Source organism: Thermoflavimicrobium dichotomicum, assembly GCF_900114055.1.
GTDB lineage: Bacteria > Bacillota > Bacilli > Thermoactinomycetales > Thermoactinomycetaceae > Thermoflavimicrobium > Thermoflavimicrobium dichotomicum.
Genome location: NZ_FORR01000002.1, coordinates 149626 through 168146, shown reverse-complemented (window position 1 = coordinate 168146; position 18521 = coordinate 149626). Strand labels below are relative to the sequence as shown.

13 protein-coding genes, 1 pseudogene and 1 riboswitch are annotated in these 18521 nt (G+C 42.1%); of the genes and pseudogenes, 7 read left to right on the top strand and 7 right to left on the bottom strand.

All coding sequences use genetic code 11. The features are described 5' to 3' along the window. Window positions 1–10 precede the first annotated feature (10 nt). From kynA to BMZ78_RS19530, 5 genes and pseudogenes are all read left to right on the top strand, one after another. Window positions 11–847, top strand: coding sequence for a tryptophan 2,3-dioxygenase (kynA, locus tag BMZ78_RS03235; protein ID WP_093227960.1), 837 nt, complete (start codon window positions 11–13; stop codon window positions 845–847). Between the two features lie 23 nt (window positions 848–870). After that, window positions 871–2148, top strand: a complete 1278-nt coding sequence (gene kynU, locus BMZ78_RS03230) for a kynureninase (RefSeq protein WP_093227958.1) — start codon at window positions 871–873, stop codon at window positions 2146–2148. Further along, a complete protein-coding gene (gene kynB / locus BMZ78_RS03225) occupies window positions 2148–2765 on the top strand; it encodes an arylformamidase (RefSeq protein ID WP_093227957.1) in 618 nt (205 codons plus the stop codon). Before kynU ends, kynB begins: the two co-directional genes overlap by 1 nt. A 282-nt stretch (window positions 2766–3047) precedes the next feature. Then, window positions 3048–3440: a hypothetical protein gene (locus BMZ78_RS03220; RefSeq protein WP_093227955.1), complete on the top strand. Its 393-nt coding sequence runs from the start codon at window positions 3048–3050 to the stop codon at window positions 3438–3440. 11 nt (window positions 3441–3451) lie between these two features. Further along, a pseudogene (locus BMZ78_RS19530) lies at window positions 3452–3547 on the top strand (excalibur calcium-binding domain-containing protein); the annotation flags it as partial. Window positions 3548–3570: 23 nt separating this feature from the next. Here BMZ78_RS19530 and mgtE read toward each other — a convergent pair. Continuing rightward, window positions 3571–4920, bottom strand: coding sequence for a magnesium transporter (gene mgtE, locus BMZ78_RS03210; RefSeq protein WP_093227954.1), 1350 nt, complete (start codon window positions 4918–4920; stop codon window positions 3571–3573). 102 nt (window positions 4921–5022) lie between these two features. After that, window positions 5023–5188: riboswitch (M-box (ykoK) riboswitch) on the bottom strand. A gap of 558 nt (window positions 5189–5746) precedes the next feature. On the opposite strand from mgtE, the gene BMZ78_RS03200 reads away from it, so the two are divergent. Further along, a complete protein-coding gene (locus BMZ78_RS03200; protein WP_093227951.1) occupies window positions 5747–7156 on the top strand; it encodes a SpoVR family protein in 1410 nt (469 codons plus the stop codon). Window positions 7157–7211: 55 nt separating this feature from the next. On the opposite strand, the gene BMZ78_RS03195 is transcribed toward BMZ78_RS03200, so the two are convergent. Further along, window positions 7212–11897 carry a WIAG-tail domain gene (locus tag BMZ78_RS03195; RefSeq protein ID WP_093227950.1) on the bottom strand — a complete coding sequence of 1562 codons (4686 nt, stop codon included), beginning with the start codon at window positions 11895–11897 and terminating at the stop codon, window positions 7212–7214. 251 nt (window positions 11898–12148) lie between these two features. On the opposite strand from BMZ78_RS03195, the gene BMZ78_RS03190 reads away from it, so the two are divergent. Continuing rightward, a complete protein-coding gene (locus tag BMZ78_RS03190) occupies window positions 12149–12808 on the top strand; it encodes a C40 family peptidase (protein WP_093227948.1) in 660 nt (219 codons plus the stop codon). 114 nt (window positions 12809–12922) lie between these two features. Here the strand turns inward: BMZ78_RS03190 and BMZ78_RS03185 are convergent, their stop codons facing one another. From BMZ78_RS03185 to BMZ78_RS03165, 5 genes are read right to left on the bottom strand one after another with little or no spacing between them, the layout of a single operon-like run. Further along, entirely contained in the window at window positions 12923–13426 is a 504-nt protein-coding gene (locus tag BMZ78_RS03185; RefSeq protein WP_093227947.1) for a GNAT family N-acetyltransferase, read from the bottom strand. Then, complete coding sequence (locus BMZ78_RS03180; RefSeq protein ID WP_093227945.1) at window positions 13423–14529, bottom strand: YheC/YheD family endospore coat-associated protein; 1107 nt, start codon at window positions 14527–14529, stop codon at window positions 13423–13425. Before BMZ78_RS03180 ends, BMZ78_RS03185 begins: the two co-directional genes overlap by 4 nt. Window positions 14530–14542: 13 nt before the next feature. Further along, window positions 14543–15919 carry a YheC/YheD family endospore coat-associated protein gene (locus tag BMZ78_RS03175; RefSeq protein ID WP_093227943.1) on the bottom strand — a complete coding sequence of 459 codons (1377 nt, stop codon included), beginning with the start codon at window positions 15917–15919 and terminating at the stop codon, window positions 14543–14545. After that, a complete protein-coding gene (locus tag BMZ78_RS03170) occupies window positions 15916–17037 on the bottom strand; it encodes a YheC/YheD family endospore coat-associated protein (RefSeq protein WP_093227942.1) in 1122 nt (373 codons plus the stop codon). Before BMZ78_RS03170 ends, BMZ78_RS03175 begins: the two co-directional genes overlap by 4 nt. Beyond that, window positions 17034–18467, bottom strand: coding sequence for a YheC/YheD family endospore coat-associated protein (locus BMZ78_RS03165; RefSeq protein ID WP_093227939.1), 1434 nt, complete (start codon window positions 18465–18467; stop codon window positions 17034–17036). The genes BMZ78_RS03170 and BMZ78_RS03165 overlap by 4 nt, the downstream gene beginning before the upstream one ends. Between the last annotated feature and the right edge of the window lie 54 nt (window positions 18468–18521).

The window sequence follows — 18521 nt, the reverse complement described above, 5'->3', positions numbered from 1 at the left end:
GGGTGTAAGAATGAATAAAGATAATCTTGTTCCTGAAAAAGGGATTCATACAAATTTTTCAAATCAGATGACGTATGGGGATTATTTAGCATTGGATAAAATTTTGACTGCGCAGAAACCGCTTTCAAATCATCATGATGAAATGCTGTTTATTATCATCCATCAAACCAGTGAATTGTGGATGAAATTGATTTTGCATGAACTTCATGCAGCTACCCGATTGATAGCGCAGGATCATTACCAGCCTGCATTCAAAATGTTGGCACGCGTATCAAGAATCCAGTCACAAATTATTCAATCCTGGGATATTTTATCTACCTTAACCCCTGCCGAGTATATGCAGTTCCGTGATAAACTGGGACAAGCTTCTGGATTTCAATCATTTCAATATCGGATGATCGAGTTTGCTTTTGGTAATAAAAGCAAACACATTTTAGAAATTTATAAGCATGACAAAGAATTGCATGATACTTTATATCAATTGTTACACCAACCCAGTTTATATGATGTAGCCATCCAAGCATTGGCAAAGGCAGGCTTTGAGATCAATCCGGCACGTTTGGATCGCGATTGGAGCGAGCCTTATCAGGAAGATTCAACAGTAGAATCAGCATGGTTGGAGGTTTACCGTAATGTGGACAAGTATTGGAATCTATATCAGTTGGCAGAAAAATTGGTAGACCTGGAAGACTGGCTCCAACAATGGCGTTTCCGCCATATGAAAACAGTGGAACGGATTATTGGCCATAAACAGGGAACCGGTGGCTCATCCGGCGTGACTTATCTGAAGAAAGTGATTGATCGTTATTCGTTCCCTGAACTGTGGAAAATACGTACGCAACTGTAATTCAGGAGATGGGAGGATCATCTATGACGTTTCAGGCGACTGAGGCATATGCCAAAGAATTGGACCAACGGGATCCTTTAGCCTCATTCAGAGAAGAATTTTATATTCAGCCTGGCACCATTTACATGGATGGGAATTCGCTGGGATTGTGTTCAAAACGGGCTGAGGCTGCCGTGTTGGAGTTGCTGGAATCCTGGAAGCGCTATGGTATTGATGGTTGGACAGAAGGCAAGTATCCCTGGTTTTATCTCTCAGAAGAATTGGGAGCAAAGATGGCACCGCTGATTGGGGCAAAGCCGGAAGAAGTGATCGCTACCGGTTCAACGACTGTGAATATTCATCAATTGGTTAGCACGTTTTATCGCCCAGAAGGAAGAAAAACGAAAATTATGGCAGATGAATTGAATTTTCCGACAGATATTTATGCTTTAAAAAGTCAGCTGCGTTTACACGGATATGATCCAGATACCCACCTGATTCGCATTAAGAGCCGGGATGGCCGCACCATCGATGAAAGCGACATCATTCAGGCGATGGATGAGGATGTGGCTCTGATTCTTTTACCAACCGTATTGTATCGAAGTGGGCAGCTATTGGATATCGAGCGTTTGACCAAAGAGGCGCATCAACGGGGAATCATCATCGGTTTTGATGCTTGTCACTCCATTGGTTCTGTTCCACATCGTTTTAGTGAATGGGGTGTCGATTTTGCCGTTTGGTGTACGTATAAATATTTAAATAGCGGCCCTGGAAGTGTAGCAGGACTCTATGTCAACGAAAAACATTTTGGAACTACACCAGGACTGGCTGGATGGTTTGGCTCTCGCAAGGATAAGCAATTTGATATGGATCATGAAATGGAGCATGCGGATACGGCAGGAGCTTACCAAATGGGAACTCCTCATGTGCTAAGCGTGGCACCACTCATCGGTTCGTTGGAAATCTTTAGAGAAGCAGGAATGGACCGGATTCGTGAAAAATCATTGGCGATTACTCGCTATCTCATGCAATTGATCGAAAGCGAGTTAAGGGGGTTTGGATTTGCCATCGGCAATCCCATGGAGGATCATCGGCGAGGAGGCCATGTTTGTTTGGAACATGAAGAGGCAGCGAGAATTTGCAAGGCATTGAAAGAACAACGGGTCATTCCGGATTTTCGTGCACCCAATGTCATTCGTCTGGCCCCAGTTGCATTATATACGTCTTACCAGGAAGTGTGGGAAATGGTGCAACGCTTGAAAATGATTATGACAGAGCAAACCTATAAAAAGTTTAAAAATGAACGTGGGGTTGTTGCCTGATGATCATCATCGATATTAGTGAACCTTTGCGCGAAGGAGTTGCTACGTGGCCAGGAGATACACCCTATCGCTTTCAACTGAACTGGACCAAAGAAGAGACGGGTTCTGTCAATGTAGGAAAAATGGAGATGAGTATCCATACAGGTACACATATTGATGCCCCTTATCACTTTGATAACGAGGGAAAAAAAGTGCATGAGCTGGATCTTTCACTTTATGTTGGCCCTTGCCGAGTCATTCATTTACTTGATTTACCGAGTATAGGAGCAGCTGAACTGGCCCATTTCGACCTAGGCGGTGTAAAACGGCTCATCATTCGTACGGATTCATGGAAAGATCGGTTGCAGTTTCCAACTTCGTTCACCTATATCAGGCCGGATCTGGCCCCTTTTTTGCAAGAGAGAGGAATTCAATTGTTAGGCCTGGATGTCCCTTCCGTAGACCTGCCCGACAGCAAGGAACTTCCTGCTCATCATGCTTTACATCAGCATGGAGTGCATATTTTGGAAGGAGCCGTTTTAAATCATGTGGAAGAAGGGGATTATGAATTAATCGCTTTGCCTTTGCCTCTTGATGGGGCAGATGGGAGCCCGGTTCGGGCTGTTTTGAGAAAATAACGAACGGAAAAAACGGGCTCGTTTATTTAAAAGTTCGGAATATATTAACAAACAAAGCGGTTTCTTTTCCAGTTGAGAGACTTTTGCCCGTTTTATTGAACGGGAGTGAAACGGAAAAGGAACCCTGGTGTCAAAAAGAAGATTTTGTCAACAATCTGTGGGCTTGTGATTATTTGCAAGCCCATTTTTTTATTCGATTAAAAATATTGTAATGAAATAAATTGATTTAATTTTGTTCATCCAACACCTGCTCATCGCGTCATGGTGATGGGAGCAGTCGACTTGGGTAAACGTGGATGGAACATTATCCCCATTGTGATCGGCCTGTTTCTGGGAGCGTTGTTTCAAAATCAGGTGCAGGCGGGACAAGCATATGCATTGGAGCAGAAAGTCAAAACATTACAAGAGAACGTGAAAAAACTGGAACAGGAAAAAAAGAATCTGGAAGCAAAAGGACAACAATGTGAAGCCAATAGCAAGAAGCTTCAGGAGCAGTTGAGTGCAGTGAAAGATCAAGATACCAAGAAGAAAACAGATTCGCCATCAAAAGATAAGAAATCATCTGCAAAAGGGGATGACAAATCAACAGATCATCGAACGGTCTCTTCATCGCGCAAAAGTTCCTCCGGAAAGAAATCAAGCAGTAAGCCCCCCCCTATAGAGGAACAAATGTAACGTGTGCTTCCTTTTCTTCAAGCGCAGAAGCAACAGCATATATGAAAGCGTATGGCGTAACCAAATTGGATCGGGATAAAGATGGAATCGCTTGTGAGTCAAAGTGAGGCCAACATGAAGGCCTCACTTTTCACAAATGCAAAAGCAGTTTTGCTGTGGTAAAGTAAATAATAAGGCCAGTTCCATCAACCAAAGTGGTAATCAATGGATTGGAAACAACGGCAGGATCGACTCTGAGACGGTGAAGTAATAGGGGTAATACAGCAGAAACAAGTGAAGACCACAGGACAATGACGAGAATGGAGATCGATACTACCCAGCCAATGTTTGTGTTGACCCCCATCATCATGGCTCGTAAGTACATGATCATTCCAAGTGAGAGACCAAGTAAAATACCGGTTAACAATTCTTTGCGAATGACACGGAAGAGGTCTTGAAACTTGACTTCGCCCATACCAAGTGCCCGAACGAGAGTGGTTACAATCTGGGAAGCAGTGTTTCCTCCTGTTCCAGTCAACAGGGGAATGAAAAAGGAAAGTTCCACAATCTTGCTTAATGTGTCGCTAAACTTTTCAAGTACATTAGCGGTGTAAGCTCCACCGATAAATAGGACCAGTAGCCAAAGGATCCGTTTGCGAAACAGCTCCCAGATAGAAGTTTTAAAGTAGGGTTCCGATAGCGGGGAGCTACCACCCATTTTTTGGAAATCTTCCGTTGCTTCTTCTTGAATAACATCAACGACATCATCGACAGTAATAATCCCGATCAACCTGTTTTGGTGATCAACGACCGGCAAGGCATAGAAGTCGTAACGGGACAAAATATTGGCCACTTCTTCTTGCTCCATGTCAGCGGGAACGGAGATAATGTCTTTGGTAGCGATGTCGCCCAATCGGGTATCGGGACTGGCCAGGATAATTTCCTTCAGAGAGCAAATTCCTACAAGCTCCCCGCGAATGTCGGTCACATAAATATAGGAGATGATCTCAGCTTCATGTCCCACTTTACGAATATGTTGCAGGGCTTGTTCCCCGTTCCAATGTGCTCGCGCAGATATATAGTCAACGGTCATCAAGCTGCCCGCAGTATATTCAGGATAAGTCATCAATTGATTGATTTTATCGCGATAATCTTCTGGAAGAAGATCGAGTAAACGTTGTGCTTGCAGAGGATGAATGGCCAGTAGCATATCAACTACCGCATCGCTTGATATTTGCTTCAAAAGAGGGGAAGCAACGGAATCTTTCAGGTGACGCAAGATATGATACTGCATTTCCGGTTCCAGATATTCCAACGTTTCAGCGGCAGTTGGAATAGGCAATTTGGATATCAAGTCAATCTGATCCTCTGGACTAAGACCCTTCATTACCTCAGAAATATCATATGGCCGTAATGAATAAACCAAATCAAACAGCTGTTGTGGATCTTTTGAGTTGTGTAGTGCAAATTGTATTTCCTTTTGAACGAGTGTGTAATCCATGCTTTCCCCTCCTTTTTACATTATGCCCAATAAAAAAACCTCTCTACTGAAGAGAGGGTTTCATCGCAAAATAAGCCCAATACAAGCCTTGGGCTTGACTTTGGATGTCCCCCTCATCGAGCTTTGGCACTGAACGGCATAGGTCAAAAGACCAGCTACATTAGAAAAGACCTTCCTTCCGATCTTTCCTGCTGACCCATTGGCGTCTCTCGACATTTTTGGGCAGTAGCGTATCTCCGAACAGGAACCTCACCTAACAGAGACATCAAATATGCAATTGTTGCATCAACCAAAGTATAGCCTCGTGATTATTCGGCCGTCAACTAGATTTTATAAGTTTTTTTCTTTTGACCACTCCCCATGCGTAAACGAAGGGGATTCTTGGGAACTCCCATCTACTGACAGGATATTGATCAAGCTCAACCCGCCAGACCAGCGGTAAAAAGTTTTTTCAAGATAGACTTGGTTTTCGTTTTTCGTCCTAGTGAAATTGCAACTTGCTTTAATGATACCAAAATATTGCCGAACTTGCGAGAAGTTTAACAACGCTTGCTCTCATCTCCATGGCTGAAGCCAAGGGTTTTTCGCTCGCATTCTATAAATTGTTCAACAACCCCCAAATCGCATGAATCTATGTTATAATATAAATATAAATCATGAAAAAAATAGTTCTGTTCAAGTATATCTGAATGATTTGTATACAAAAAATTTTCCAACTTAATCTTTGCAGATTCCCCTCCATCATTTCCCCACAGGTGTATAGGATGCATCGTTTTTAGGTGGGTGTTATATTTTCATTTCCTTGTAAAAAGGAAGGGGGCCCCATATGTCAAATGATCTCAAAGCGTTAGAACGTGCGATTGATGAGATCACGGAGATTGCAGTCGGATTTGGCCTTGATTTTTATCCGATGCGGTATGAAATTTGTCCAGCAGATATTATCTATACCTTTGGTGCTTATGGGATGCCGACTCGCTTTTCGCACTGGAGCTTTGGTAAAGCTTTTCACAAAATGAAACTTCAATATGATTTCAATCTAAGCCGAATCTATGAATTGGTCATTAACTCCAATCCGTGTTATGCTTTTTTGCTGAAAGGAAACAGCTTGATTCAAAATAAATTGATTGTTGCTCATGTCCTCGCACACTGTGACTTTTTTAAGAACAATATCCATTTTTCCAATACATCCCGTAATATGGTTGAAAGTATGGCGGCAAGTGCAGAGCGCATTCGTAGCTATGAAATGCAATATGGAAAAGACGTGGTTGAACAGTTTTTGGACCATGTACTGGCGATTCAAGAACATATTAATCCGAGTCTTTTTGATCAAAAGCTGGAATTTCGAAAACAGGAGGAGACAGAAAAAAACATCAAAAAAAGTTCCAACCCCTATGAAGATCTTTGGAGACTCGATCAGCGAGAGAAAAAAGAAAAGAAGAAGAATAAGAAGAAGACGTTTCCGGAAGAACCAGAGAAAGATCTGCTCCTGTTTATTATGAACCACAGTCGGGTACTGGAAGATTGGCACCAGGATATCCTGACCATCGTGCGCGATGAAATGCTTTATTTCTGGCCGCAAATTGAAACAAAAATCATGAATGAAGGGTGGGCTACTTACTGGCACATCCGGATTATGCGCGAACTGGACTTGACGGAAGAAGAAACCATTGAATATGCCAGGTTGAATGCTTCCGTCATACAACCCTCTGCGACTTCGATCAACCCGTATTATTTGGGACTCAAGATTTTTGAAGACATTGAGCGGCGCTGGAATTCACCGACTGAGGAAGAACAGAGAGAGTGGGGAAGAGTTCCAAATCAGGGAAGGAAAAAAATATTTGAAGTCAGAGAAATCGATTCAGATATCTCTTTTCTGCGTAACTATCTGACCAAGGATTTGGTCGAAGAGCTTGATTTGTATGTATTCGAACGTCGTGGTAATGACTGGAGCGTTACGGATAAAAGTTGGGAAAATGTTCGTGATCAACTGGTGACCAGTCGAATTAATGGTGGACATCCCGTGATCTTTGTCAAAGATGGGGATTATCTGCAAAATGGTGAGCTTTATCTGATTCATCAGTTTGAAGGAGTCGAGTTGGACATCAAATATTTGGAGAAAACTTTGCCACATGTTTATGCTTTATGGGGACGAAATGTTCACCTGGAGACAGTGATCGATTCACGTAAAGTGTTGTTTAGTTATAATGGGAAAAAGTGTTCTCGTCGTTATTTGTAAAAAGAGTTGGAGATGAAAAAAGCTACGGAAAAAGATCCGTAGCTTTTTAATGTGCTTACATGTTATTGGGGTGCTGGAGGGATGAGATTTGAATGACTTCTCTCATCTCATTGTGGTTGGGGGGAATTTCTGGAACAGAGAAGGGAGTAGGCTGTGTGGCAATCCAGAATATATTTCCTTCTACATGAAGTGGAGCATGGTTTGTTCTTTGAATATGAAGAGTAAAGCTTTCATCATTTTGACTGGATAGGCTGGCAATGCAGCCGGGTTGATCAGTCATGGCGACGACAATATAAGGAGGGGCAATCGTTCGGTTGAGTGGGATGTGAATCAATTGTTCAGTGTCTGTTTCTGATAGCGTAAACGGGTGTGTCCCAGCCAAATGAACAGGTACAAATTTGAGTTTTTCGGGACCGATGGAACCGTCTGAAATGTGTTTTTCTTCAATGGCCCCTTCTTGAATGTGATGGGAACCGATGGCATCTGGTGCGATTTTTTTAGACTGAACTGCTTCATCATCGAGCTTGTCTGTAGTAATGGATTTGTTTTGTAAATGATGGGTTTGGATCGCATCAATACTGATTTTATAGGAAGTAATGGCTCCTTCAACTAAGTGACGATTGGTAATTTGCTCCTCTTTGATATGTCTGGCACTGATCAATTGATCGGAAAGATGTTCTTCCTGAACGGATTGATGAGCCAGTTTATCTGAGGTAATGACTTGATTCGCCAAATGTTTGTTTTCAATCTGCCCTTCTTGAATGTGACGCGAAAGAATGGACTCATCGATCAGGTGCTGTGACTCAACAGAGTTTTGCGCAAGTTTATTTGCGGTAACCGCTTCATCGGCGAGATGATGATTGCTAATTTGTTCGTTTTGAATGTGCTTCGAAGAAATGATTTCTGGGTTCAAGTGCTGTTCCAGAATGATTTCGTGGGCCAGTTTATCTGTGGTAATAGCTTTATCCTCCAAATGTTCGGTTCCGATTTGCGCCGGTTTAATATGGTAGGCGAGAATCGCTTGCTCAGCAATATGTTTGGACTGTACTGCGTCTTTGGCCAGTTTGTTGGCAGTGACAGACTCTTCTGCCAAGTGATGGTTTTCGATGTGTTCATTTTCGATGTGGTGTGACTTGATTGCTTTTTCCTGAATGTGTCTGGAATGAATGGCGGCACTTTCCAATTTGTTTTCGGTAACGGCCCCATCTCGCAAATGCTCTGTGGCAATTTGATCAGGCTGGATGTGATCAGCCGATATCGATTGTTCTTTGATGTGTTCACCGGTAATGGCCCTTGTTGCCAACTTCTCCGTAGTAATGGCCTGATCAGCAAGATGTTCCGTTTCAATCTGTTCATTTTGAATGTGGTGGGACAGGATGGATTGATCAGACAAGTGGTGTGGCTGAATCATTTGATGAGCCAATTTGTCAGCGGTAATACTTTCAGGAGCCAAATGCTCTGTTTGAATTTGCTCAAGCTGGATGTGTTGGGACTGAATGGCACCTGGATGGATGTGCTCTTGCTGGATTGCCTGAAGAGAAATTTTGTTAGATGTGACTGCTCCATCGGCCAGCTTGTTTTCGGTGATGGAAAAATCGATCAGTTTATCTGTGGATACAGACTCTGGAGCCAATTTGTCTGTGGTAATTTGCTCCTCTTTGATATGTCTGGCACTGATCAATTGATCGGAAAGATGTTCTTCCTGAACGGATTGATGAGCCAGTTTATCTGAGGTAATGATTTGCTCCCCTAAATGTTCGGTTCCGATTTGCGCCGGTTTAATATGGGAGGCCAGAATCGCTTGCTCAGCGATATGTTTGGACTGTACTGCGTCTTTGGCCAGTTTGCTGGCAGTGACAGACTCTTCTGCTAGGTGATGACTTTCGATTTGTTCATTTTGGATGTGGTGTGACTGGATTGCTTTTTCTTGAATGTGTCTGGAATGAATGGCGGCACTTTCCAATTTGTTTTCGGTGACGGACTCATCTCGCAAATGTTCCGTGGTAATTTGATCAGGCTGGATGTGCTCAGCCGATATTGATTGTTCTTTGAGGTGTTCACCGGTAATGGCTCTGGTTGCCAACTTCTCTGTAGTAATGACTTGATCAGCAAGATGTTCTGTTTCAATCTGTTCATTTTGGATGTGGTGTGACTGGATTGATTGATCAGACAAGTGGTGTGACTGAATCATTTGATGAGCCAATTTTTCAGCGGTGATACTTTCAGGAGCCAAATGCTCTGTTTGAATTTGCTCAAGCTGGATGTGTTGAGACTGAATGACACTTGGCTGGATGTGTTCTTGCTGGATTGCCTGAAGAGCAATTTTGTTAGATGTGACTGCTCCATCGGCCAGCTTGTTTTCGGTGATGGAAAGATCGATCAGCTTATCTGTGGATACAGACTCTGGAGCCAATTTGTCTGTGGTAATTTGCTCCTCTTTGATATGTCTGGCACTGATCAATCGATCGGAAAGATGTTCTTCCTGAACGGATTGATGAGCCAATTTATCTGAGGTAATGATTTGCTCCCCTAAATGTTCGGTTCCGATTTGCGCCGGTTTAATATGGGAGGCCAGAATCGCTTGCTCAGCGATATGTTTGGACTGTACTGCGTCTTTGGCCAGTTTGCTGGCAGTGACAGACTCTTCTGCTAGGTGATGGTTTTCGATCTGTTGATTTTCGATATGGTGAGAGTGAATGGATTGATCACAAATATGCTTATTCTGTACGGAATCTTTAGCCAGCTTGCTCGATGTTACTACTTCATCTGACAAGTGCCGGTTCTTGATTTGCTCATTTTGGATATGGTAAGCGTGAATGGTTTGGTGATCGACATGCTCACTTTGGATGGATTGAGGTGCCAGCTTATCTGAGGTGATGGCTTGATTTTTTAAGTGATGGTTTTCGATTTGTTCATTTTGGATGTGGTATGACTGGATTGCTTTTTCTTGAATGTGCCTGGATTGAATGGCGGCACTTTCCAATTTGTTTTCGGTGACGGACCCGTCTCTCAAATGTTCCGTGGTAATTTGATCAGGCTGGATGTGATCAGCCGATATCGATTGTTCTTTGAGGTGTTCACCGGTAATGGCTCTGGTTGCCAACTTTTCCGTAGTAATGGCCTGATCAGCAAGATGTTCCGTTTCAATCTGTTCATTTTGGATATGGTGTGCCAGGATGGATTGATCAGACAAGTGGTGTGACTGAATCATTTGAGGAGCCAGTTTTTCAGCAGTAACACTTTCAGGAGCCAAATGCTCTGTTTGAATTTGCTCTAGTTGAATGTGCTGAGACTTAATGACTCTGGGATGAATGTGTTCTGGATGGATTGCTTGAAGAGCAATTTTGTTTGATGTGACTACTCCATCGGTTAGTTTGTTTTCGGTGATGGAAAAATCGATCAGCTTATCTGTGGATACAGACTCCGGAGCCAATTTGGCAGTGGTAATCGAGTGATCCTTGAGTTTTGCGCCTGAAATCGAATGATTAGCGATGTGTTGCTCGTAGATTATACCATCTTGTAGATGACGATGATTAATCGATCTTTCTTGTAAATGATGTTCTTTAATAATGTGACTTTGCAGATGTTTCGTTTCAATGGATTGATCTTGAATCATGGCAGATTGAATAGAACGTGGAGCAATTTTCGTTTGTGTAACACACTCGTCAGCAAGGTGTTGGGTTTTAATCAGTGCATGATTGAGATGCCTGGTATCAATGCTTTGTTCTTGGAGTTGATCTTTGCCTACCGATAGTGGAGCCAGTTTATGTTGAGTAATCGCTCCATCTTCGATATGTTTTGATTGAATAATTTGTTCTTTTAAATGATGGGACTTGATCGCAGAAGAAGCAATCTTTTCTGTGGTGATGATTTCATTGTCTAATTTTTCTTGGGTAATGGCATGATCCTGAATTTTACTGGTGGAAACGGAAAAATCAGACAATTTTGCGTTATCGATAATATCATTGGCCAAATGAATTCCACTAATGGAGCCACTTTTAATTTTTTGACCACTAATCGACTGATCTGCTAGATGTTCATTTTGAATATGCCCAATCCCAATATGATGGGCTTGAACAGACCGATCTTTCAATTTGCTGGCATCGATACTGCGATCTAAAAGACGATTGCCGGGAATTCCATTTTCTTTAATGTGTATGGCTGAGATAGCCGCGCGTTTGATTTTATCACCTGATATGGAATCTATATCTATGTGATGTTCTTTTATCGCTTTTTCAGCAATTTTGGAAGAGGTCACTGCTTCTGGGGCCAATTTGCTGGTGTGGATGCTTCCATCTTGTAAATGATCGGATTGAATGGCTCCCTTTTTGATTTTTTTTGTGTCAACTGACTGATTGGCTAGTTTTTCAGTGGTGATCACATCATCTGGTAAATCGTCGGTATAAATAAATGGTTTTCTTTTTTCATCAGGATTTCGTACTTTTTTTAGAGTGGATAGCCTAGAAGGTGGCTCGATGACAGATTTTATTTTTTCCTCTTGGACTGCCATTTCCTCTTTTTCCTCTTGGATTGCTATGTCCTTTTTTTCCTCTTGGACTGCTATTTCCTTTTTTACCTCTTGGACTGGTATCTCCTTTTTTACCTGTGGGAAAAAGGGCTCTTGCTGTTTTTGTTCAAACTCCAGTTGTTCCAGATGCATTAGCTCATCTAAAAAAAGCTCATCGTGAAAATCGTGGCGAATTGTTTTTCTGCGTGATGACGTTTGTCTTTTATTCTTCAATCTTCATTCCCCTTTCTAAACCATCGTGCCTCTTTATATAGGTATATTCATTAATATTAGACATGGAAACCCATAAAACAAAAAATAACCCATCAAAAGTGATTTGAAAAAAATAACCATTTAATGAGCTTGATTGCCTCATATTACTTCTAATGGCGATATTTACATAATCCAAACGGGTTTTTTTATGTTACTATTGTAAACGAGTCAGGCAATAAGCCAAAATTAAGATAAACGGTAAGGGGGATTTGATGCTTACACGTAAACAAGTAAAAAAATTGGTCATATCTTCGATAGCTTCTTTTGTAGTAGTTGCAGGTATTCCGCTTAGCACGAGTCATGCAGCAGGTAAGAACGATCCATTCGAGAGTATCTTTGCAAAATTTGGATGGGAATATACCAACGGAAATGTTATTACGCAACCAGATAATTCTCAAAATTATGAAATATCAAAACCAACAATTCCAGCCAGTGAATCGCCAACAACATCCAAACCAAAACAGCCTGCACAAACGAGCGAACAATCAAATACTCTCGCTGACAGAATTATTAAAACAGGGGAAAAATATTTAGGAACTCCTTATAAATTTGGAGCCCCATCTGGTCAGACGAAATTATTTGATTGTTCACTATTTGTAAAACAAGTCTTTAAGGAGAACGGCATTTCCCTTCCGCGCACTTCCCGTCAACAAGCTAAAGTAGGAAAAACAGTTTCTCGTTCAGAGCTTAAAAAAGGTGATTTAGTCTTTTTCAGTACCAAGTCATCAGGCGGGCGAATTGCGCATGTAGGGATTTATGCTGGGAATAATCGGATTCTGCATACTTGGGGACCTGGCGGTGTACGTTACGATTCCTTAAGTACTCGTTGGCTTGATCAAGGGTATGTGACAGCCAAGCGTGTCATTAACTAATGAATGAATTAAACGTTTGCGATATCTGTCGCAATTTTTTTAGTAATATTTGGTATAATATGAAAATACGGTAATATTGTGGTTTATGCAGATCAGATAGACAACCCCTCTTTGTTAAAGAGAAGAGGGGTTGTTATTTATAGATGAAAGATTTTTCATTGCAAGATCGAGATCTTGACGCTTCCAATTTCCTCCACCAAGCCATAAAGTGGGTTTGCCAGTAGGGCCCTTCGTTAATTGGAATGCAGTAAGTCCACAGGCGAAACATAATTTCAGACTGGGAATGTTGTCACAGGCTACACGTGTGTATACCTTATCCAAATGGGAAAGAACGAATTTGACCAAAGCTTCGCCAACTCCCCGTTTTCGATACTGCGGATGGACAACGATAAAAGATTCTTCCAGTCCATAGTGGCCAAAGGCGATCAATCCAGTACATTTTTTTTGATCAAAACTGATGGCTATTACAGTCCCTGGCTTATCGTCCGTTAGTTGAAGGCGATTGAGCCAGCGGATGGCCCGGTGTGTAATTCGACCATCTCCTGCGAAACGAATCAAGCGAAGAAGGGCAGGACGAAGGCGCTCTAGATCCTGTTTCTTGAGCATATGGAGATTCACCCTTGTACCTCCTCTGTTTTCGCTTGTGTTTGGTACAGGAATTGGCTGTATTCGATAATCCTTTTCAAAGAACGTTGTCGGATTTCGGGCTCATCAAATTTCATCGGTTTTGCATTCGCTTCAAAAAACCATAGCTTTGCTTTTTGATCAATCCCAATGTCCATTGATATTTCGCCAAGCATGGTATTTTGCTTGTTTTCAATGCCTTTGGCAAAAGAAAGAGCGTGTTTTTCCAACTTTTCGTAGATGGCTCTGTGAAGTGTGCCGAAGACAGATTTTAAAACAACATGAATGTTCTCTATTTTTCCGCCCATTGGCACATGAGTCGAAATCGCCTCTTTACCTGCAACCCGAACCCCGATCCCTGTCACACCCCAATTTCCTGTTCCATCCTTTTGCACCAAGATGCGAATATCAAACGGCCTTCCCTGATAGGTAGCGAGTGGTATACCTTGCTGGATCAGATAGGGAGTGTCCTCGCATAATTGTTTTACTTGCCCCCATGTATCTTGAAAGGAAGAGAGATAAAATTTTTTCTTTTGTTTTTTGGTTTGATAAATCATTTCATATTTTTTGTCTTTCATCATAATTCGGATCATACCAACGCCAGCTAGACTATGAATTGGTTTGAGATATAGAAGAGCGTATTTAAATAACATGGATTTTAACGAAGTTGGAAAATGAAGAAGAACGGTTTCGGGTAGAAATGGGTGAAGTGTATTGATGGAAGACAATTGCTGGTACAATGTCCATTTGTCAAAAAAGTGAGGGTTGAATAAATGGATGTGTGGGATGGATTTTAAGGTTTCCAATGCATGTTGTACCTCTGGTGTTTTCTCCAGTTCACGATTGGGAACACGATTATATACGACATCAGGCATGGGGAAGTGTGCTTTTTTCCATTTTCTTTTTCCTTGTGTCTGGATTGGGATGTATCCAGTGACAAATGATCGATCATCATGCAGTCCTTGAGGAGTCAGAACAAATACTTGGCATCCCATCTTTTTACCCGTCAAGATGATATCGATAAAATTTTGGCGATTACCACGAAAAAGGGAACCACCATCTGCTGTAAAAATCGCGATTCTAGGGTTTGTTTTCACTGACACCCTCCTTTTAAACGAATTCAGCCAGTTTTAGACTATATTCAGTAATATATTTGGCAGATTGGCGTCCGGCTTCACGCAAACTTGGATGATGAAAGATATGACGTCCTGGCTTGGAATTAACTTCAAATAGCCAGATCTGATTCTGTTGATCAATGCCCATATCCATCCCCAGTTCGCCTAAAGGTCCACTTAGCTTTTCTTCCAAAGCTTCGGCAATCTCTATGGCAGCTTCGACTAAGGATGATTTTACATTTTTTGCTTTTTCAGGAAAAAGATGATTCAGAATATCATCCGTATATACGGTTCCACCTGTTCGAACATGAGTAGTGATACAGCCTGAGCCTGCCACTTTTGCTGCGATACCTACCACTTTCCAGTTTCCTGTACTGTCTTTATGCATATGCACGCGAAAGTCAACCGGACGTCCATTCACTTTTAGCAGGCGAATGCCTTGCTGTACCAGATAATTTTTAAAACGATGAGGCTGATGGCGGAAATAATACTGAAGCAGTTTCTCTACCGATTGAAAGCGATGGAGAACATTTCTTTCCCCTTGATGAAAGCGGCAGAAATAGCCATGCTTCGGATGGTAAGTGATACGGAGAATTCCCATCCCCAGACTGCCGCCGCTGGGTTTTAGATAAACCATGTGATATTTGTCGAGCATATATTTGATGGTTTCAATGGAAGGGGCGAGATGTGTTTCTGGCGTAAACCCTTTTGTTCGTTGTTCATCTTTGAGGAGTTCATAGATGGTCCATTTGTCAAAAAAGCCTTGATTAAATATACGACAGTTTTCTTCTTCCTTTAAACGAAGCAAGCATGAGCGAACACGAGTCAGCGACTCTGCTTTGCGGTTAGGTACCCGTTCGTAAACAACATCAGGCAATGGTGAAACATGTCGCACCCATTGTTCTACTCCAGCTGCATCTTTCTTGTAATACAATCCGGTTACGGTTTTGGTTGGCCAATGGATCATCTCTGGAGTAAATACATAGATAAAGGGTTTTTCAGATGCACCTGCTGTTAAAAAATTTTGAAAGAATACAGTCCTGGCTCCAAAAGGTGTGGCTGGATTTCCTGTATAGCCTGTTGTTAGAATGCCAATCACCGGACCTAGACGCAGTTTTTGGTTATGGAAGTATGCCCGGGTTTGACTGGCGTAAGGAAAAGAAAGCTGTCGGGCTAATATAGCAGGTAGTGTAATGATATGACCTTGTTGTTTACCTTGAACGACCCGAGCATGGACTGATTTATTGCCAAGTTCGATCTGGATCCATTGACCGTGTTCACAGTTCCAGTTTTTTAAGAGACGAGGGGATAGAATGACCGCTTTGGCTGCAAATTGGTCGGTAATACGTATTTGGCAAATCATCGAATTCATCCAGCTTTCCCTCCAGTAAGTAGGGAATGTGCATAACGAATAGGAAGTTCAACTGCTCGTTGTCTGAGCTCAACGTTTCCGGTTTTCAAAAAGATCGCACGACCCGGTTTGGAATTGACTTCGAGTAGCCATACTTTGCCTTGAGGATCAATTCCGATATCCAGACCAAGTTCCAATAGAGAGCCGTGATTTTCCTCGATAAAGGCAGGAACCAGCTTGGTAAGCTGTTCCATTTGACTTATAATGTGACGAACCGTTTTCGGGGAGTACCGTTGATCGAGAAATGGTTGTAAAGCAAGTGCTTCTCCCCCTCCATGCAGATTGGACGTAATTGTAAGTGGTTGGCCTATGCGTACGGCCATTCCAGTGGTTTCCCATTGTTGTTTCTCGTTTTTCTGTACGAGAATACGGACATCAAATGGGCGGTGATCGCTGGTTGTTAATTTTAGAAAAGGCTGAATAATATAGCGTGTCCCTTGGACTGAGTGTTGGAGCCAAGTCTGCAATTGTTTTTTACTGGAAAAAATATGTTGAATCACCTGGTTTGTTTTACTGCGGCCACGGACAAGAAATCCGTTTGAAATTTTGAGGATGGCAATGACTCCACATCCCAGGCTACCACCATTCGGCTTCAGTAGGATCGCGGGCCAAGTCTGTAGGTAAGAGAAAATGGACGACCCGGATCGATAGGGGAATGTTGGTGGGAGGAAAGGAAGCAATTTCGGATTTTGTTTGAGCAGGAGATATGTTTGCCATTTTCCGCTCAAAGGACGGCCAAGTAAGCGAATGTGTGGATCTTGGGTGATGCGAAGGATATAAGGCTTATAAGATAAATATTGCTTTTGATTGGCATAGAAGCAGCGATCATAGATGAGATGTGGGAGAGGCTGAACCGATGAAGTCCACTTTCCAGAAGGCAGGATATGCCATCCTTTTACAGTTCGAGTGGACCAGTCGACCTCCTTGGGGTTAAAAATAAAGGTATGCATTTGCAACTGTTTTCCGGCTTGAGCGAGTTGTTTGAAATAGAGTGCTTCTTGAAAAGGAGGAGATTTAGCTGGAGAGTCAAAGCAACTGATTACACCGAGAGTATATTTGTGACTGGCTACGATCGTCATATGGATGTCCTCCTCTGAAGTGTGAGCGTCGCTGATTTGGTTCTTGCTTTGGATAAAGAGTTCCCTCTCAGTCCAGTCAAATAATGTGTATACTCGATCAAGCGATATACGGATGGTCGAGTAGATGTTGAGGGAGACATGATCGAATCATCTGTTTTCGAAGGCTTGGAATTAATCTCCAATAACCAGATTTTCCCTTTTTGGTCAATGGCCAGATCGATTCCTAACTCGGCAAAATGACCTTCTGCAAGAGTTTCAAAGATTTGAGCTACTTCCAGGGAGGTGGATTTTAAGTGGAATAAGCTGGGTTTGTTGGATATATGTTTTAGTTCCTTCAATAAATCAGATGCTTTTCTAAGCGTACCTCCTTTGGCAAGATTGGAGACAATGTGCTGGCTATTGGCAATCCGCCCAACAGCAGAAGTCATCGTCCAACGTCCATGCCTATTTTTCTGTACGAGTACACGAAAATCAACGGGACGACCTTCATAAGTAGCTAGATGTAATCCTTGTTGGATCAGATAGGAACTGTTCTTGACTTTCCTCTGCAGATGACGGATGATCCCGTGGATCGTACGAGTTACCCGTGTGATGGTACCATTGGGTGTTGCTGATTGATAAATAATTTTCCCCTGACTGCGAATCAGACGGATAATACCTACACCCAGGCTTCCATTGGTAGGTTTTAGATAGAGCGTGGAATAACGACTGAACATTTCTTTTAGTTTGGAGAAAGTAAAAGGAGCTGTTTCCGGTAACATTTGCTGCATTTTTTCATCTTTATTCAAAATCTGATGCACTTGCCATTTGTTTAGAAACATTTCGTTAAAAATGGGGATTTGGTAGATATAACGCAAATTCTTTAATTTTTGCTGTAAGTTCTCTTGCTGTTCTACTTTCCGAGAGGTAATTCGGTTATAGATGACATCCGGTAACGGCAAGACCGTTTGTTTCCATTTCCCTTTTTCATGTATCCATCCAATCATGGAATTCTTATCCACCCAAATATTTTCGGGAAAAAAGATAGCAACTCGAATACCTTGTGCCAAACCATAGTGAGCACATTCTTCGAGGAAACGAGTCATGCTTCCAAAAACAGAATCCTTATTTTCTGCAGGTGGAGGGTTAATCAAGATCCCAAGCAATGGACCCAGTTTTAAACGAGGAACTTTGGGATCAAAGTGGGCATAGATAGCTGGTTGATTGGTTATTTTGAGTTGAGATGCCAGCTGTTGGCTGATACAGATGATAGCGTTTTTCCGTTGGTGAAAGTCGAAAGAACCCATTTCGGAAGTAGATCCAAACACAATGGGTATCATATGACTTTTGATCCCCAATTTTCTGGCTAAAAAACGGCTGATGGTAATATTACTGTGAACTGGAAAATGGCGTTCAGGCATAATTTGAATTTGAACTCGTGATTGCCCCATGACAATCCCCTTCCGCCAAAAATAACTAATGTATAGTATGTAGGCATGTATATT